Genomic DNA, 16814 nt, shown 5'->3' on the forward strand with positions numbered 1-16814 from the left:
TGCAAAGTGAAAACGCTTTTATTAAAATAGATTTATGAAAACGGTTGCGTAAAGAGAAAAAAGTAACATAAGGAATCGTTTTCATAAGAGAAACAGAAATTATAATTTAAATCATTATTTTGTTATAAATAAAGGGGAGGAAGAACAGATGAAAATTACGTCTTTTGATTTTTGGCAAAAGTTCGGGAAAGCATTATTAGTTGTTGTAGCTGTAATGCCAGCAGCTGGTTTAATGATTTCTATCGGTAAGTTAATTGGGATGTCTGCTGGGGATATTAACGCAGTTCATACAATCGCTCGCGTAATGGAAGACATCGGTTGGGCAATCATTACAAATCTACACATCTTATTCGCAGTAGCAATTGGGGGATCTTGGGCGAAGGATCGCGCAGGTGGTGCATTTGCAGCACTGTTAGCATTCGTCTTAACAAACAGAATTACAGGAGCTATATTTGGCGTAAACGCTGAAATGTTAGCGGATTCAAAAGCGACAGTTTCTTCAGTATTAGCAGGAGATTTAGTTGTAAAAGATTACTTTACTTCTGTACTTGGTGCGCCAGCATTAAACATGGGAGTTTTCGTAGGGATTATCACAGGTTTCTTAGGAGCTACTCTATATAACAAATATTATAACTATAATAAACTGCCACAGGCATTAGCATTCTTTAATGGAAAACGATTCGTACCATTCGTTGTAATTGTTTGGTCTACAGTCACTGCAATTGTATTATCACTTTTATGGCCGTTCATCCAAAGTGGATTAAATGAATTCGGTCGCTGGATTGCAGCATCTAAAGATAGTGCGCCAGTTGTTGCACCGTTCGTATATGGAACGTTAGAGCGTTTATTATTACCATTTGGATTACATCATATGTTAACGATTCCGATGAACTACACAGAGCTAGGCGGAACATATACGATGTTGACTGGCTCAAAAGTTGGACAAATTGTAGCAGGACAAGATCCATTATGGCTTGCATGGATTACAGACTTAAATAATTTACTAGCAAATGGAGATACGAAAGCATATAACGATTTATTAAATAACGTTGTACCAGCTCGTTTCAAAGCTGGACAAGTTATCGGCTCAACAGCAGCGTTAATGGGGATTGCGTTTGCGATGTTCCGTAATGTTGATAAAGAAAAACGTGCAAAGTATAAACCAATGTTCTTATCAGCAGCATTAGCAGTATTCTTAACAGGTGTAACAGAGCCAATCGAATTCATGTTCATGTTTATTGCTCCAGTATTATATGTTGTATATGCAATTACAACAGGGCTTGCATTCGCATTAGCAGATTTAATTAACTTACGTGTTCACGCATTCGGATTTATTGAGTTAATTACTCGTACACCAATGATGGTTAACGCAGGTTTAACAAGAGATTTAATCAATTTCGTTATCGTTTCATTAGTGTTCTTCGGTCTTAACTTTACATTATTCAACTTCTTAATTAAAAAGTTCAATTTACCAACACCAGGTCGTGCGGGTAACTATATTGATAATGAAGATGAGGCATCAGAAGGAACAGGAAATGTACAAGATGGTTCATTAGCAACAAAAGTTATCGATTTATTAGGTGGAAAAGAAAATATTGCTGACGTGGATGCTTGTATGACACGTTTACGTGTAACAGTAAAAGATTTAGATGTTGTTGCACCAGAAGCACAATGGAAACAAAATGGTGCTTTAGGACTTATCGTAAAAGATAAAGGTGTACAAGCAGTATATGGCCCGAAAGCTGACGTATTAAAGTCAGACATTCAAGATATGTTAGGTGCGTAATAATATGAAATTGCTAACTTTAAATTGTCACTCTTGGCAAGAAGAGAATCAAATTGAAAAAATAAAGTATCTTGCTAAAGTAATTCAAGAAGAAGATTATGATGTGATCGCATTGCAAGAAGTAAGTCAGTCTATACAAGCTGAAAATGTATGCGGTAACAAGAAAAAAGATAATTTTGGACTTTTACTGCTAGAAGAGTTAAGAGCATTAAATGTAAAAGCATACAATATTATTTGGGATTTCTCTCATATTGGATATGATGTGTACGAGGAAGGATTAGCAATTATAACAAAGCACAACATTGTAAAGGAAGATACGTTCTTTATCTCAGAAAATAAGGATACAACGTATTGGAAAACACGCAAAATTGTAAGTGCAACAATTGCTTATAATGATAAGAATATAACGTTTTATTCTTGCCATCTTGGCTGGTGGAATGATGAAGAAGAATCATTCAAGGACCAAGTTGATCGTTTAATGGAGCGTGTAAATAGTAATGAACTTTCCTTCTTAATGGGTGATTTTAATAACAATGCTCGTTTGGAAGGAGAGGGTTATGAGTATATGATGCAAAAAGGTTTATATGACACATATGAACTAGCGATAGAGAAGGATGAAGGAACAACTGTCCAAGGTGAAATTGCTGGTTGGGATGAAAATAAACATAATTTGCGAATCGATTTAATATTGTGTAACCAAAGTAAAACAGTTCATTCTTCAAAAGTTATTTTTAATGGCACAAACCGAAATGTAATTTCAGATCATTTCGGTGTAGAGATGCAATTAGACATATAATAGAAGAAATCCTCACAGATTATAAAAAGCTGTGAGGATTTTTTTAGGAATACAAGTATTTCCAAGAGAAAATACTTGTATTTTTTATGACATTTCCTATATATTTGTTATTATTGAATGTAAAACTAATTTGGTCATTTTGTATGCATACTTTTTTCACTTCGTTATATAATGAAGTAAGTGAAATATTTAATGGGAAAAATAGTATGTTTTCGTTTAATCCACGATGTAGAAAGTGATATAATTGCAAAATGCATGTATCATTTTCTAAAGAAGGAAAAATATATAATTAGGTGATAACTTTTATGAAACAAATTTGGCGTATTTATAAGACAGATTTACGGAATGTAGCCAAACATTGGGCTGCAATTGTTATTGTTTTAGGGTTAATGATTTTACCATCGTTATATGCATGGTTTAACATTAAAGCTTCTTGGGATCCTTACGGAAATACGAAGGGAATCCAGATTGCAGTTTCTAACCAAGATGTTGGATCAAATTTAAGAGGGAAAGATATTAACATCGGGGAAGAAATTGTAGATTCACTTAAGAAGGACAAAAATTTCGGGTGGAAGTTTGTTGATGAAAAGCAAGCAATTTATGGAGTAGAGCGTGGAGATTATTCCGCAAGTATTACTATTCCAAAAGATTTTTCTGAAAAGATTGCAACGGTCTTGAATGAAAATCCACAGAAACCGGAAATTGATTACTATGTAAATGAAAAGGTGAATGCCATTGCACCGAAGATTACAGCTAAAGGTGCATCGGGTCTTACAGAAGAGGTTAGTAAAAACTTTGTTAAAACAGCAAACGGTGAGATTTTTAAAATCTTCAATGACCTTGGAATCGATTTAGAAACTAACTTACCGAGTATTGAGAAGGTCAAGGATCTTGTCTTTAAGTTAGAAGCACAATTCCCAGAAATGAATACACTTGTGGATAAGGCATTAGATGATGCGACTCGAGCAGAAGATGTTGTAAAAGTAGCGCAAAAAGAGTTGCCAGTTGTAGAAAGTGTTATGAATGATGGGCAAGAAGCGTTAGGGAATTTAGATAAATTCTTTGCGAGAAATGATGAAACATTGAAACGTGCTCCAGGGACTATTAAGAATAACTTAATTGTAATGCAACAAGGTTTAGATAGTGCGGCAGCAATTACGGATTTCTTAAAAAATCCATCATTTGATTCTAATCTGACACTTCCAGATCCGGCTAAATTCCCAGTGTTGCCTAATATAACTATTCCGCACGTACCACAAATACCAGAAATTCCAGCGTTACCGCAAGTGAATGGTGAGGGGTATAAAAATATTGCTAAAAATATTGATCAAACTGTAAATAATGTTTTTAGTTCGATACGTGTCGGAACAACTTATGCACAAGGTGTTATAAACGGGTTGCAAAATGGTAATCTTGATCCGGAAAAAGCGAAACAAGATCTTAATAAGGTTTCTGAGACGCTGCAAGGTCGAGCAGATAGTGTTTCATATGTAATTGATGTCTTTACTAAATTTAAAGAGTCTGCATCAACTGATTTTGGAAAAGAATTCTTCCAAAAGAGAATAGAAAAATTAACAAACCTTAAATCAGCTATTGAAAATGCAAATGGTGGCGTTAAAGATATTGCCAATATTATTGGTACAGGGCAAGAAGTGAAACAAGATGTAAGAGACGCTACTAATAAAAAGTTAGATGCAATAAATAACTTGGTAAACCAAGCAGAAGCAGATTATAATGCTACGTTTGTAGCAGATTTCGAAAAAGCAGTAAGCACAGCTGAGCAATTGAAAAACACAGCTGAAAATGTAAAAGAAGACGCTCAGCAGTTAAGAGGGAATTTAAATCAAGATATAAAAGCAGCAAATGATTTAGTAAACCAAACAAATGAAGCATTAGACAATGGTAGAGAAAAATATGATAAGGCTGTAAATGATTACAGCAGATTAAAAACGGAGCTTGAAAAAGCAAGAGAAGACTTAAGTAACAAAGGTGTTAATGGATTAGATTCTACAAAAGTAGCCTTAAATGATGTAAATGGACAGTTCAAAGCAGGATGGAATTTAGTTAATGATATGATTCCGGTTATGGAAAGTACAAATAAAGTTTTGGGCGATGTGAATAGTGATAAAAATCTTAATGGCACAATTGCTAAGTTAAATAAAATAAAAGATGGTTTTCAAAAAGGAATCGATTTAACTGATAAAGGAATTGACGCTATTAATAAAGGTCAAAAACCAGCAGCAGATGTTATTGAAAGTATTAATCAAGTGTCTAAAAATGTTTCGGGCCAAATTGGTGACATCTTAGCTAAATATGATTCAGAAATCGTTCCAAACTTTAACGCAGCAATTGCTCGTACAAAAGAGATGTCTAAAAATACATCTCAAATTTTAGGCGAGGCAGATAAGAAGCTTCCAGATGTGAAAAAATTACTTGAAGATTCATCAAAAGGCTTAGTAGATGGTCAAAAGAAAATTGCAGATATTAAAGCTGAAATGCCAGCTACTGAGAAAAAGATTAAAGAATTAGCAGATAAAATTCGTGATTTTGAATCAGAAGAGGATATAAAAGACATCATACGCTTATTAAAGAATGATGTTGAAAAGCAAAGTGATTACTTCGCGAATCCAGTAAATTTAAAAGAGAATAAATTATTTGCAATGCCGAACTACGGTTCAGCAATGTCACCATTCTATACAGTGCTTGCATTATGGGTAGGCGCATTATTAATGGTTTCATTATTAACGGTAGAAGTACATGAAGAGGGCGCGAATTATAAGAGCCATGAAGTTTACTTCGGACGTTTATTAACATTCTTAACGATAGGTCTTTCACAAGCGTTTATCGTATCAATGGGAGATATATTCTTACTCGGTACGTACGTAGTCGATAAGTTCTGGTTTGTGTTATTTAGTTTATTTATCGGTGGAGTCTTTGTTTGTATCGTATACTCACTCGTTTCTATTTTCGGAAACGTTGGGAAATCGATGGCGATTATTTTACTTGTACTACAAGTAGCAGGATCGGGTGGTACGTTCCCAATTCAAATGACACCACCATTCTTCCAAGCGATTTATCCGTTCTTACCATTCACATATGCAATTAGTGCAATTCGTGAAACAGTAGGTGGAATGCTTTGGGATATAGTAATAAGAGATTTACTTGTGTTAAGTGTTTTCGTAGTAGTTATGATTATTGCTGCGTTATTACTGAAAACACCAATTAACAAATCGAGTGAAAAGTTTGTTGAGAACGCAAAAGGAAGTAAAATTATTCATTAAAAATAAAAGGTTCCTACCGATAGTGGTAGGAACCTTTTTGTTTAATCAAATTTTAATTTCTTTAATGCTTCTGCGAATGGATTGTTTAATGGTTCTTCTTCTTTGTTCTGCTGTTTCATATATTTTTGAACGTCGCGTTTATCAGCTTTGCTGCCGGATTCTTTTTTACGTCTCTCTTGGAATGTAGAAAGTTTCTCACGATAGCCACATTTACATGCGAAAATTTGGCCTGCTCCTTCACCACGAAGTTCTAGTTTCTTTTTACACTGAGGACAGCGTGCATTTGTAGTGCGGGATACATTTTTACGGTGACCACATTCGCGATCTTGGCATACAAGCATTTTACCTTTTTTACCGTTTACTTCTAACATTGGTTTACCACAGTCTGGACAAGACTTCGTTGAAATGTTGTCATGTTTATATTTTTTATCACTCGATTTAATTTCAGCAACAATTTCTTTCGTATAGTTCTTCATTTCAGAAATGAATACTTCTTTCTTTAATTTTCCTTTAGCGATAGCTTCTAACTTTTGTTCCCATTCACCAGTTAGTGTAGGAGATTTTAGCTCTTCTGGCACTAAATCAAGTAACTGACGGCCTTTTGAAGTAATATGAATATCTTTACCACGTTTTTCAAGTAAGAACGAATTGAATAACTTGTCGATAATATCAGCTCGTGTAGCTACAGTACCTAATCCACCAGTTGACTTTAACGTGTCAGCAAGTTGTTTGTTTTGCGTATCCATGTATTTTGTTGGGTTTTCCATCGCTGAAAGTAAAGTTGCTTCATTAAAGCGTGCAGGTGCTTTTGTTTGACCTGATGTTTGGACAATTAGTTTTATGTTTAATGTATCGCCTTTTTCGATGCGAGGTAAGATTTGTTCTTTTACATCATCGATTGCATCATCATCTTCAAATCGATTTTCATAAACCTCTTTCCAACCAGCATGTAAAATCGTTTTTCCACGTGCGATGAACGTTTCGTCACCAATTTTCGTGCGCAATGTTAGTTGTTCATATTCAAAGGCCGGGAATAAAACAGCTAAGAAACGTTTTACAACTAAGTCATAAATTTTACGTTCTTTATCTGTGAAAGCTGAGAAGTTTACATAGCTCTCTGTTGGAATAATTGCGTGATGATCGCTTACTTTGCTATCATCAACAAATGATTTATTAGATTTTACAGGTTTCTGCAATACTTTATGTGCTAAAGGACGGTATTCTCCAACTCCGCACGCTTTCAGACGCTCTGGAAGTGTGCCGACAATATCAGATGAAATATAACGTGAATCTGTACGAGGGTACGTTAAAACTTTATGCTGTTCATATAATTTTTGCATAATGTTTAATGTTTCTTTCGCAGAATAGCCAAATATTTTATTCGCATCACGTTGTAGCTCAGTTAAATCGTAAAGACCAGGAGCGAACGATTTCTTTTGCTTTTTATCAATGTCTACAACAGTAGCATTTTGCTTACTGATTTTGTTCACAAGTGCATCGATTTTTTCTTTATTGAAGCTGCGACTATTTCCTTTTGTGTCTTGCCAAGTTAGTTTTAATCTCTCAGCTGTTTGAGCTTCGATACCATAGTAAGTTTGAGCTTTGAAATGTTTAATTTCATCTTCACGGCTTGCAATCATGGCTACAGTAGGTGTTTGCACACGACCACAATTTAGTTGAGCATTAAAGCGAGTAGTTAATGCCCGAGTCGCATTAAGGCCGATATACCAGTCAGCCTCTGAACGTGCGACAGCAGAAGCGTATAGATTGTCGTATGCTTTTCCTGGTTTTAAATTTGCGAAGCCATCTTTAATTGCTTTATCGGTAACAGATGAAATCCATAGACGTTTAATTGGTTTCTGCATTTTAACTTTATCGATAATCCAGCGTGCGACCAACTCTCCCTCACGACCGGCGTCAGTAGCTATAATGATTTCATTTACATCTTTTCTAAGAAGCTGACTTTTTACAGCGTTAAACTGTTTCCCTGTTTGTTTAATAACGGTTAGTTTTAAACGCTCCGGTAGCATTGGTAAATCTTCTAAATTCCACTGTTTATATTTCACATCATAGCTTTCTGGATCAGCTAATGTAACGAGATGACCTAAAGCCCAAGTAACAATATATTTACTACCTTCAAGATAGCCGTTCCCTTTTTTATCACATTTCAGTACACGTGCGATATCACGTGCAACAGAAGGTTTTTCAGCAATTACAATACTTTTTGCCATATTTAAAAACATCCTTTCAAATTTCCATACGTTAAATATAGCATACATCTTTATTCTATTCAGTCTTGCTGACGGTTTGAGTTATTTGTGATGAAATATACCGAGGAGGGTTTTACTTATATAAATGTCAGATTTTAAGGGGTATCCATTGACATTGTAAATGAATTTCATTTTTATTATATAAAGGCGAAGAATGGTTAGACCAGGAGAGTTATGATCTCTATCATTCTATAGAAGGAAAGAACTTGTTATTTTACTAGAATAAGAGTAGACTTTGAAGTAGATGAATAATAAACACATGGGAGTTTGTGGATGCAAACTGAGAGTATGACTACTAGTCCGTCATTGACCATTTGAACCTGTTGGATAATGCCAGCGTAGGGAGAGTGTAAAAGCACATGTTCAGGCACTTTGCGTACGCGCAAAGTGCCTTTTTGTGTATCTCCCACCACTATAGTTAGGAGATGAAAAGGATGAATATGAAAGAAATTAGTAAAGTAGTGGATTTGGTAAGAGAGTCTAATCCGCTCGTTCATAATATTACAAATGTTGTTGTAACAAATTTTACAGCAAACGGTTTATTAGCATTAGGGGCATCGCCTGTAATGGCGTATGCAAAAGAAGAAGTAGCAGAAATGGCTAGCATTGCGGGAGCTCTTGTTTTAAATATGGGCACACTTCGTCCTGAAGAGGTAGAAGCGATGTTACTTGCTGGTAAATCGGCAAATACAAATGGTGTACCAGTATTATTTGATCCAGTTGGGGCAGGAGCAACTTCTTATCGAACAGAAGTTGCGAGACATATTCCAGCTGAAATCGATTTAGCAGTTATCCGCGGGAATGCAGCTGAAATTGCTAATGTTATTAATGAAAAATGGGAAATTAAAGGTGTAGACGCTGGTACTGGAAATGGTAATGTTGTAAATATTGCAAAACAGGCAGCGGATGAATTAAATACAGTTGCGGTAATTACTGGAGAAGAAGACGTTGTTACAGACGGAGAGCGAACTATTCTTATTCGAAATGGCCATCCTATTTTAACGAAAGTGACTGGAACAGGTTGTTTACTAACTTCTGTAATAGGAGCATTTGTAGCAGTAGAAAAGGATTATGTAAAGGCAGCAGTAGCGGCATTAACGTTTTATGGTGTAGCTGCGGAACTGGCAGCTGCTAAGACAGTGGAAAAGGGACCTGGTAGTTTCCAAATTGAATTTTTAAATCAGTTAGCGAATACAACTTCAGATGATATTAAGAAATATGGGAAGATTGAGCTTATATAGTAAGGAGGGGAACGAGATGCCGCGTATTACAAAGGCTGAAATGTCTAGATTATTATCGGTATATTTTATTATGGGAAGTAACAATTGTACGAAGGAGCCACTACAAGTATTGAGAGATGCACTTGAAGGCGGTATAACAATTTTTCAATTTCGTGAAAAGGGGGAAGGCGCTTTAACGGGAGAGAAACGTATTTGTTTCGCAAAAGAACTACAAGCAATTTGTAAGGAGTACGGTGTACCATTCATCGTAAATGATGATGTGGAACTAGCTCTTGAGTTAGATGCAGATGGCGTGCATGTTGGACAAGATGATGAAGGAATTACTTCTGTTCGTGAAAAAATGGGAGATAAAATTGTTGGTGTATCTACCCATACAATTGAAGAAGCACGCTGGGCAATTGAAAACGGAGCTGATTATTTAGGTGTTGGCCCTATTTTCCCAACGAGTACGAAAAAAGATACGAAAGCAGTTCAAGGAACGAAAGGTTTAGCCCACTTTAGAGAACAAGGAATTATGATACCGATTGTTGGTATCGGTGGGATTACGATTGAAAATACTGCTTCGGTTATAGAAGCCGGTGCGGATGGTGTCTCTGTTATTTCTGCGATTAGTTTAGCGGAATCTGCGTATGAGAGTACGAAGAAGCTAGTAGAGGAAGTAAGTAAGAGTTTGTAGATTTGTAAAAAAGTTGTTTCGTTTATTTAAACAAACGTTTGATTAAAAAAGCACAAACCTTTTAAAATTGTAGGTTTGTGCTTTAATTTAAAACATAATTGAAATTAAGAGCATTCCAATTCCGATAGAAGTAAAGGTTGCGATTAGGCCAGGAATCATAAAGCTATGATTTAAAACATACTTACCAATTCCTGTTGTACCAGTGCGATCAAAATTAATTGCAGCAACGATTGTCCCGTAGTTTGGAATGAAGAAGTATCCATTTACTGCAGGGAACATTGCAATTAGTAAAGCTGGTGGAATACCAAGTGATAGTCCAAGTGGCATTAAAGCACGAACTGTTGCTGCTTGGCTATACAGTAAAATAGATAGAATGAATAATGCGATAGCAAACAGCCATGGTGCACTAGTCACTAAGTGTTGAATTGATCCTTGAATCATATTTAAGTTTCCGTTGAAGAACGTATCTCCCATCCAAGCGATACCAAAAATAGCAACAACTGCTGTTGCCCCCGCTTTAAAGACGTTACCAGACACAATGCTTTCTACATTTGGTTTACAGAAAATAATAATAAGAGCTGCGATAGTTAACATAACCATTTCAATTGTGTTTGGCATGGAAAGACGAGCTAACTTCCCGTCAACCATCCATCCCGGACGAAGTGCTTCAAATGAACCAAGAAGTACGACAAGGAAAGTTCCTACTAGGAAAAGGATAACTGATAATTTAGCGCCTTTTGCACCCACAAATTCTTTTTTCTCTTCAAGTTTAGGGATCATTCCCTCTTTTAATCGCTTCAAGTATTCAGGATCTTCATTTAATTCTTTTCCCATTTTACTAGCAACGAATGCAGCTACCATACAAGCGATGAAAGTAGAAGGGATACTGACTTTTAAAATATCTAACAAGGTGATTTTATAGTCGGCTAACATTGCTAACAGTGCAACTGTTGCAGCCGATATTGGACTAGCTGTAATTGCCTGCTGTGAAGCGATAACGGCAATTGACATAGGTCGTTCAGGTCTAATTCCTGATTCACGAGATACTTCGGCGATAACAGGAAGTACAGAATAAGCGACATGACCTGTTCCTGCGCATAGTGTGAATAAATAAGTAACAATAGGAGCAAAGAATGTAATGCGCTTTGGGTTTTTTCGTAATGCTTTCTCAGCGAGATGGACAAGATAATCCATTCCTCCAGCAGCTTGCAAAGCACCGGCAGCTGTAATTACTGCTAAAATCATAAGCATTACATCAATAGGAGGAGCTGTAGGTTGTAAGTGGAAGACGAAAACAAGTATTGCCATACCAACGCCACCCATTACTCCTAGACCAACTCCACCTAAGCGTGCGCCAATAAAAATGCAGAGTAGTAACGTAAGAAATTGTAGCCAAAACATAATAAACTACCTCCGAAATTCGTAAGTTAAGATATATTCGAATAGTTTAATTTGAATGAAAATTAAATGAATATCCGGAATAATCCTTGTGTTGTATACGTTTTTTATTATATAACACAAGAAATGTAACATTCACGAACTTTGTTAAATTATTTCGAAAAAATAATACATTAAAACTTTATATTTGCATCTCTAAATAAGTGGACATTTTAATTTTTATGTTGTAATCTTTGAAAGAGAATATTTTAATTCTCATAGAACTCCCATATCGTTCAACTCGTTCAGCGAGAAAGGCAAACTGATGGAAACATGAGGACGCAAAACTACAGGGGCTAAGGTCAAACGACTATGCTAGCCAGTTACCGGACGGATAGGGTTGGTCTTGACCAATGCTCTTTTCATTGGTCTTTTTTTATTTGTAGACAAATGAGAATTGTTGTCATTTATTAATAAGGTTTATATTTTAATAGTTTTACTTTAAATTAAGTTAATTAAGAAAGGTGATGTTAATGAAAAAATATTGGCACAAGCTATCATTTCTTCAAAAAAATGTATTGTTAACTGTGTTAGTTATTTTGACGCTTGTTGGTACTATGGGAGCGTTAAGTTTTAACATGTTTCAAAATAGTATGATGTCTATATTTGAAAGGCATTCTTTTGAAACAGGAGATACGATATTACATAAATTAGACGCGGAAATATTGAGAGATGTTGCAAAAGACCCAACGGCAGAAAGAGAAAAGAGAGAGAAGTTAACAGAGAAATTAGATGAATCAACGGAAGAATTGAACAGTGTTGGACAAACGTATATTGTTGGAGCGAAAAAAAATGAAAAAGGTGAGCTACAAATCATTGATTTGTCTACAGGTTTAGCAAATGTTGTTGAAGTAAGGCCGGGAGAATATTATAAACAACCAGATCTTTGGATGGAAGCATATGATAAAGTAATGAGCACAAAAAAAGCAAACATGACAGAAGTATATGAAGACGCATTAGGAACATGGGTAACGATATTAGAGCCGATTAAAGATGGAGAAGGTAACATTGTGGCACTTGTTGCAGCTGATGTAGATGCTTCTATTGTTCCTAGTACAAAAGAAAAGTTCATTATACAAGGCTTAATGTTTATTTGTATTTCTGTTTTAATTGCAACTGTTATTCAATTCTTAATTGTGCGTAACGCACTTGCTCCATTACGGGATTTGCGTGAAGGATTGCGCAGAGTCGGTGAAGGTGATTTAAGTATTAAATTAGAGGAAAGACCAGATGATATTGGTATTATTAATGCGTATTTTAATAATACCATTGAGAAGTTTAAAGGAATTATAGATAAAGTGAAGCAGACAGCAGAACAGGTTTCCTTATCTTCGCAAGAATTGTCAGTGAGTACGAAAGAGAATAGCATGGCAGTCCAAGGAATCGTAAGTTCTATAGTTGAGTTAAGGGCTGGCGTTCAATCACAAGAAACTTCAGTACCAAAGTATTTAGGTATTGTATATGAAATGGAAGATAGGATGGAAGAGATAACTAATACTGCAAAACAAATGGCGAAAGAGTCTGAAGGTACGAAGCATCATTCAATAAAAGAAAATGGTGTTATTGAACAAATCATTAATCAAATGAGTTTAATCCAAAATGCAGTACAAGATTTATCTTCTATCATTTACTCGTTAGAAACAAGGTCAAAAGAAATAAGTGACATTGTAACTGTAATTACAGGTATTTCAAATCAAACGAACTTACTAGCTTTAAATGCTTCCATTGAAGCATCACGTGCTGGGGCAGCTGGGCGAGGATATGCAGTTGTTGCCGATGAAGTTCGTAAATTAGCAGAGAAAACGGAAGCATCAGCAAAAGACATAGCTAAATTAATAGGGGAAACGCAAGTTGAAACGGAAGAAGCTGTTGTTTCAATACAAAAAGCTTCAAAAGAAGTAGAATCCGGAATTAAACTTTTTCAAAGTAGTGGTGCTTTCTTTGAAAAAATTTCAAAATCAGCACAATCTGTTACAAATCAAGTTAGAGTTGTTTCTAGCAATTCAAGTGATATATTGCAAAATAGCCAAAATATTGTTCGTGTTGTAAATGAACTATCACTTATTGCAAATACGTATGCAAATAGTAGTAATAATATTGAAGAAAGTATGAAAGAACAGGAAATGTCTGTACAAGATATTGCTGAATTAGCCAGTTCTTTAAGCTGGCTTTCACAGGAGTTACAAGAGTTAATAGGGGAATTCAAAAGTTAAATGAAATGATTATACGTGCTTTTATTTGTTCAATAAAATGAATCATGCTACAATGAAAACGAATTAAGAACCGGGGAGCCAATTGGCTGAGAGGATGTAAGTATACATCGACCCTCAACCTGATCTGGATAATGCCAGCGTAGGGAGTTACTTTAAAGTGATGTAGCATAAGTTATTATAGAATAACTTGTATACAAGGCTTTCCTACATGATAGGAAAGCCTTTTCTTTTTTTGAAAACATATTTTGTAAGGGGGATTTTATTATGTCACAACAAGTTACAATTTCATTTTCAGTAGTACCACAAGCGAAGAACAAAGATGTGTATTCCGTTGTTGATAAAGCAATTGAAGTTGTACAACAGTCGGGAGTTCGTTATGAAGTAGGAGCAATGGAAACAACGTTGGAAGGAGAATTAGATGTACTTCTTGACGTCATTAAACGCGCGCAACAAGCTTGCGTCGATGCTGGAGCAGAAGAAGTAATCACTTCTATTAAAATTCACTATCGTCCAAGTACGGGCGTAACGATTGACGAAAAAGTTTGGAAGTACCGTGATGAATATGCAAAACCAGAAGCGATCTAAAATAATTACAACAATTTGGCTTATCCTTCTCATTGCTATATGGGAAGGATCTGTTTCATTATTTAAAATTGAGCCGTGGATTTTACCGAAGCCGTCTGCAATTGTGCAAGAGTTAATTGGAATGAAAGATTTACTATTACCGAATACAGTGCAAACGTTACAGGAAGTAATAATTGGGTTGTTTTTTGCAATTATACTTGGGACAAGTATTGCTATCATTATGGATGTTATCCCTTTATTTCGGATTTTAATGAATCCGTTGCTTGTTATTTCGCAAACAATTCCCATCGTTGTGCTCGCTCCATTATTTATTATTTGGTTTGGGTATGGAATGTTGCCAAAAGTAATGGTTGTTATTCTTGTTTGTTTCTTCCCAATTGCGCTTAGCATTTTAGAAGGTTTCCAAACGGTAGATAAAAATATGCTGAAGTTGTTACAAACGATGAAGGCGACAAAGTGGCAAATTTATCAGAAAGTAAAATTTCCAGCAGTGCTCCCGTACTTTTTCTCAGGTTTAAAAATAGCTGTTACATATAGTGTGATGGGAGCGATTATTGGGGAATGGCTTGGTGCCAGTGAAGGATTAGGGGTTATGCTTACAAGAGCAACAAAATCCTTTTTAACGGCTCGAGTATTTGGTGTTGCAGCGATTATCGTCATGGTGACATTATGCCTGTACTTTATTGTTGAATTTATGGCAAGAATAACAGCACCATGGATATACAGAAAGGGCGGCAGAAAATGAAAAAAGGTTTAAAAATTATGTTAGCTGCATTATTAGCAGTTGGTGTTGCAGGATGTAATCCGGCGAAGAAAGAAGAAAGTTCAAGTAAAGATAAAAAAGTAAAAGTCGTTTTAGATTGGTTTCCAAATACGAATCATACTGGCTTATATGTAGCGCAAACGAAAGATTATTACAAAAAGCAAGGGCTTGATGTAGAAATTATCCAGCCTGGTGATAATGTAACGGCAGAGCAGATGATTGCTTCTGGGAAAGCAGACTTTGCGATAAGTGCACAAGAAAATGTAACATTAGCTCGTGTTGAAGGAATCCCAGTTGTTTCTGTTGGTGCAATTATTCAGCATAATACCTCTGCTTTTGCATCGCTAAAAAAAGATAATATGACGTTACCGAAGGATTTTGAAGGTAAACGTTATGGCGGCTGGGGAGGACCAGCAGAAGAAGCGACGTTAAAAACGATTATGGAGAAACATCAAGCTGATTTTAATAAAGTCGAAAAAATTATTCTTGGACAAACAGACTTCTTCAAATCGATCGGTCGTGATGCAGATTTCGAATGGATTTATTACGGATGGGATGGAATTGAAGCGAAGCGTCAAGGAAAAGAGTTAAATACGATTATGGTGAAAGACTTAGATCCAGCGCTTGATTTCTATAGTCCTGTTATTATTACAAGTGAAAAACATACGAAGCAAGATAAAGACTTTGTGAAAAAGTTTATGACTGCAACGACAGAAGGTTATGATTTTGCAATTAAAGAACCGAAAGAAGCTGCGGATATTTTAATTAAAGCTGTTCCAGATGTGAATAAAGAATTAGTGCAAGAAAGTCAAAAGTGGTTAAGTACAAAGTATCAAGATGATGCAAAAGCGTGGGGAGTACAGAAGGAAGAAGTTTGGACGAATTACATGAATTTCTTATATGACAACAAAGTTATTAAAAAGAAAATCGATGTAAAAGATGCCTTTACAAATGAATTCCTTCCAAGTGAAAAATGAGTGGATTACAAATAAAAGATATTGTAAAAGCTTTCGATGGAAAGAATGTATTAGCAAAGATTAGTGCTTCTATACAGGAGGGGGAATTCGTCTCTTTTGTAGGTCCAAGTGGTTGTGGAAAAAGCACTTTGTTAAATATGATCGCGAGTGTTGAAGAGCCAACGAGTGGAGAGGTATTTTATAACGAGGAACATGTGAAAAAACAAGATGTTGTAAGTTATATGCCGCAACAAGATTTATTACTACCGTGGCGATCGGCTTTGCAAAATATAGTACTTCCATTGGAAATCGAAGGGAAGCCTAAAAAGCAAAGGCTAGCAGAAGGAATGGAAGCATTAAAGCAGTTTGAGCTAGATGAATATGCGGATCATTATCCAGATGAGTTATCAGGTGGCATGCGTCAAAGAATTAGTTTCCTTCGCACATATTTATGTGAAAAGCCAATTATGCTGCTGGATGAGCCTTTTGGAAAATTAGATGCATTTACAAAAATGGAAGTACACAGTTGGCTTTTAAATTCTTGGCATCAAGAAAAGCAGACAATTGTTATGGTTACACATGACTTAGATGAGGCAATTTTACTTTCTGATCGCATATTTATTTTATCTCAAAGACCAGCATCAATTGTTGGAGAGGTACAAGTGAAATTACTTAGGCCACGAACGATGGATATGTTAACATCACTTGAGTTAAAGAAGGATAAGGAAGAAATTTTAAGAGTATTAGCTCCTTACATGAAAAAATAGAAAAAGCCTTTTAACAGTTTTTGGTATAATTACTGTTAAGAGG

At 35.7% G+C, this 16814-nt stretch carries 12 protein-coding genes and 3 riboswitches; of the genes, 10 read left to right on the forward strand and 2 right to left on the reverse strand.

Features of this window, described 5'->3' with window-relative positions; genetic code table 11:
- The first annotated feature begins 148 nt into the window (after positions 1-148).
- From BAU23_RS23895 to BAU23_RS23905, 3 genes are all read left to right on the forward strand, one after another.
- Positions 149-1786 carry a PTS transporter subunit IIBC gene (locus BAU23_RS23895; RefSeq protein ID WP_000705548.1) on the forward strand — a complete coding sequence of 546 codons (1638 nt, stop codon included), beginning with the start codon at positions 149-151 and terminating at the stop codon, positions 1784-1786.
- Between the two features lie 4 nt (positions 1787-1790).
- Entirely contained in the window at positions 1791-2582 is a 792-nt protein-coding gene (locus tag BAU23_RS23900; protein ID WP_000771956.1) for an endonuclease/exonuclease/phosphatase family protein, read from the forward strand.
- A 305-nt stretch (positions 2583-2887) separates the two neighbouring features.
- Entirely contained in the window at positions 2888-5863 is a 2976-nt protein-coding gene (locus BAU23_RS23905) for a YhgE/Pip domain-containing protein (protein WP_071735269.1), read from the forward strand.
- Between the two features lie 41 nt (positions 5864-5904).
- Here BAU23_RS23905 and topB read toward each other — a convergent pair whose 3' ends face one another.
- Entirely contained in the window at positions 5905-8094 is a 2190-nt protein-coding gene (gene topB / locus BAU23_RS23910; RefSeq protein WP_016128273.1) for a DNA topoisomerase III, read from the reverse strand.
- A gap of 288 nt (positions 8095-8382) precedes the next feature.
- Positions 8383-8495, forward strand: a riboswitch (TPP riboswitch).
- Between the two features lie 72 nt (positions 8496-8567).
- Between topB and thiM the strand changes: the two genes are divergently transcribed.
- Together thiM and thiE are read left to right on the forward strand one after the other, a co-directional pair.
- Positions 8568-9374, forward strand: a complete 807-nt coding sequence (gene thiM, locus BAU23_RS23915; protein WP_001056102.1) for a hydroxyethylthiazole kinase — start codon at positions 8568-8570, stop codon at positions 9372-9374.
- 16 nt (positions 9375-9390) lie between these two features.
- Positions 9391-10050, forward strand: a complete 660-nt coding sequence (gene thiE / locus BAU23_RS23920) for a thiamine phosphate synthase (protein ID WP_071735271.1) — start codon at positions 9391-9393, stop codon at positions 10048-10050.
- 87 nt (positions 10051-10137) lie between these two features.
- Here the strand turns inward: thiE and BAU23_RS23925 are convergent, their stop codons facing one another.
- Positions 10138-11451, reverse strand: coding sequence for an anaerobic C4-dicarboxylate transporter family protein (locus BAU23_RS23925; protein ID WP_000498716.1), 1314 nt, complete (start codon positions 11449-11451; stop codon positions 10138-10140).
- A gap of 282 nt (positions 11452-11733) precedes the next feature.
- Positions 11734-11818, forward strand: a riboswitch (cyclic di-GMP riboswitch).
- Positions 11819-11960: 142 nt separating this feature from the next.
- On the opposite strand from BAU23_RS23925, the gene BAU23_RS23930 reads away from it, so the two are divergent.
- The 5 genes from BAU23_RS23930 (at position 11961) to BAU23_RS23950 (ending at position 16771) form a co-directional block, all read left to right on the forward strand.
- Positions 11961-13700, forward strand: a complete 1740-nt coding sequence (locus tag BAU23_RS23930) for a methyl-accepting chemotaxis protein (RefSeq protein WP_071735272.1) — start codon at positions 11961-11963, stop codon at positions 13698-13700.
- A 61-nt stretch (positions 13701-13761) separates the two neighbouring features.
- Positions 13762-13863, forward strand: a riboswitch (TPP riboswitch).
- Between the two features lie 101 nt (positions 13864-13964).
- Positions 13965-14285: an MTH1187 family thiamine-binding protein gene (locus BAU23_RS23935; protein ID WP_000082898.1), complete on the forward strand. Its 321-nt coding sequence runs from the start codon at positions 13965-13967 to the stop codon at positions 14283-14285.
- On the forward strand, positions 14257-15030 hold the full coding sequence (locus BAU23_RS23940) for an ABC transporter permease (protein ID WP_001057173.1): 774 nt from the start codon (positions 14257-14259) through the stop codon (positions 15028-15030). Before BAU23_RS23935 ends, BAU23_RS23940 begins: the two co-directional genes overlap by 29 nt.
- Positions 15027-16025 carry an ABC transporter substrate-binding protein gene (locus tag BAU23_RS23945; RefSeq protein ID WP_000715540.1) on the forward strand — a complete coding sequence of 333 codons (999 nt, stop codon included), beginning with the start codon at positions 15027-15029 and terminating at the stop codon, positions 16023-16025. The genes BAU23_RS23940 and BAU23_RS23945 overlap by 4 nt, the downstream gene beginning before the upstream one ends.
- Positions 16022-16771, forward strand: a complete 750-nt coding sequence (locus BAU23_RS23950) for an ABC transporter ATP-binding protein (RefSeq protein WP_000016053.1) — start codon at positions 16022-16024, stop codon at positions 16769-16771. Before BAU23_RS23945 ends, BAU23_RS23950 begins: the two co-directional genes overlap by 4 nt.
- Positions 16772-16814: the final 43 nt, after the last annotated feature.

The organism is Bacillus nitratireducens (assembly GCF_001884135.1).
GTDB classification, from domain to species: domain Bacteria; phylum Bacillota; class Bacilli; order Bacillales; family Bacillaceae_G; genus Bacillus_A; species Bacillus_A nitratireducens.

Bases quoted from the DNA above. Each gene is read 5' to 3' on its own strand.
- BAU23_RS23940 (WP_001057173.1), top strand. From the start codon at position 14,257: ATGAATATGCAAAACCAGAAGCGATCTAAAATAATTACAACAATTTGG.
- BAU23_RS23905 (WP_071735269.1), top strand. From the start codon at position 2,888: ATGAAACAAATTTGGCGTATTTATAAGACAGATTTACGGAATGTAGCC.
- BAU23_RS23925 (WP_000498716.1), bottom strand. From the start codon at position 11,451: ATGTTTTGGCTACAATTTCTTACGTTACTACTCTGCATTTTTATTGGC.
- BAU23_RS23930 (WP_071735272.1), top strand. From the start codon at position 11,961: ATGAAAAAATATTGGCACAAGCTATCATTTCTTCAAAAAAATGTATTG.
- BAU23_RS23900 (WP_000771956.1), top strand. From the start codon at position 1,791: ATGAAATTGCTAACTTTAAATTGTCACTCTTGGCAAGAAGAGAATCAA.
- BAU23_RS23950 (WP_000016053.1), top strand. From the start codon at position 16,022: ATGAGTGGATTACAAATAAAAGATATTGTAAAAGCTTTCGATGGAAAG.
- thiM (WP_001056102.1), top strand. From the start codon at position 8,568: ATGAATATGAAAGAAATTAGTAAAGTAGTGGATTTGGTAAGAGAGTCT.
- BAU23_RS23935 (WP_000082898.1), top strand. From the start codon at position 13,965: ATGTCACAACAAGTTACAATTTCATTTTCAGTAGTACCACAAGCGAAG.
- topB (WP_016128273.1), bottom strand. From the start codon at position 8,094: ATGGCAAAAAGTATTGTAATTGCTGAAAAACCTTCTGTTGCACGTGAT.
- thiE (WP_071735271.1), top strand. From the start codon at position 9,391: ATGCCGCGTATTACAAAGGCTGAAATGTCTAGATTATTATCGGTATAT.
- BAU23_RS23945 (WP_000715540.1), top strand. From the start codon at position 15,027: ATGAAAAAAGGTTTAAAAATTATGTTAGCTGCATTATTAGCAGTTGGT.
- BAU23_RS23895 (WP_000705548.1), top strand. From the start codon at position 149: ATGAAAATTACGTCTTTTGATTTTTGGCAAAAGTTCGGGAAAGCATTA.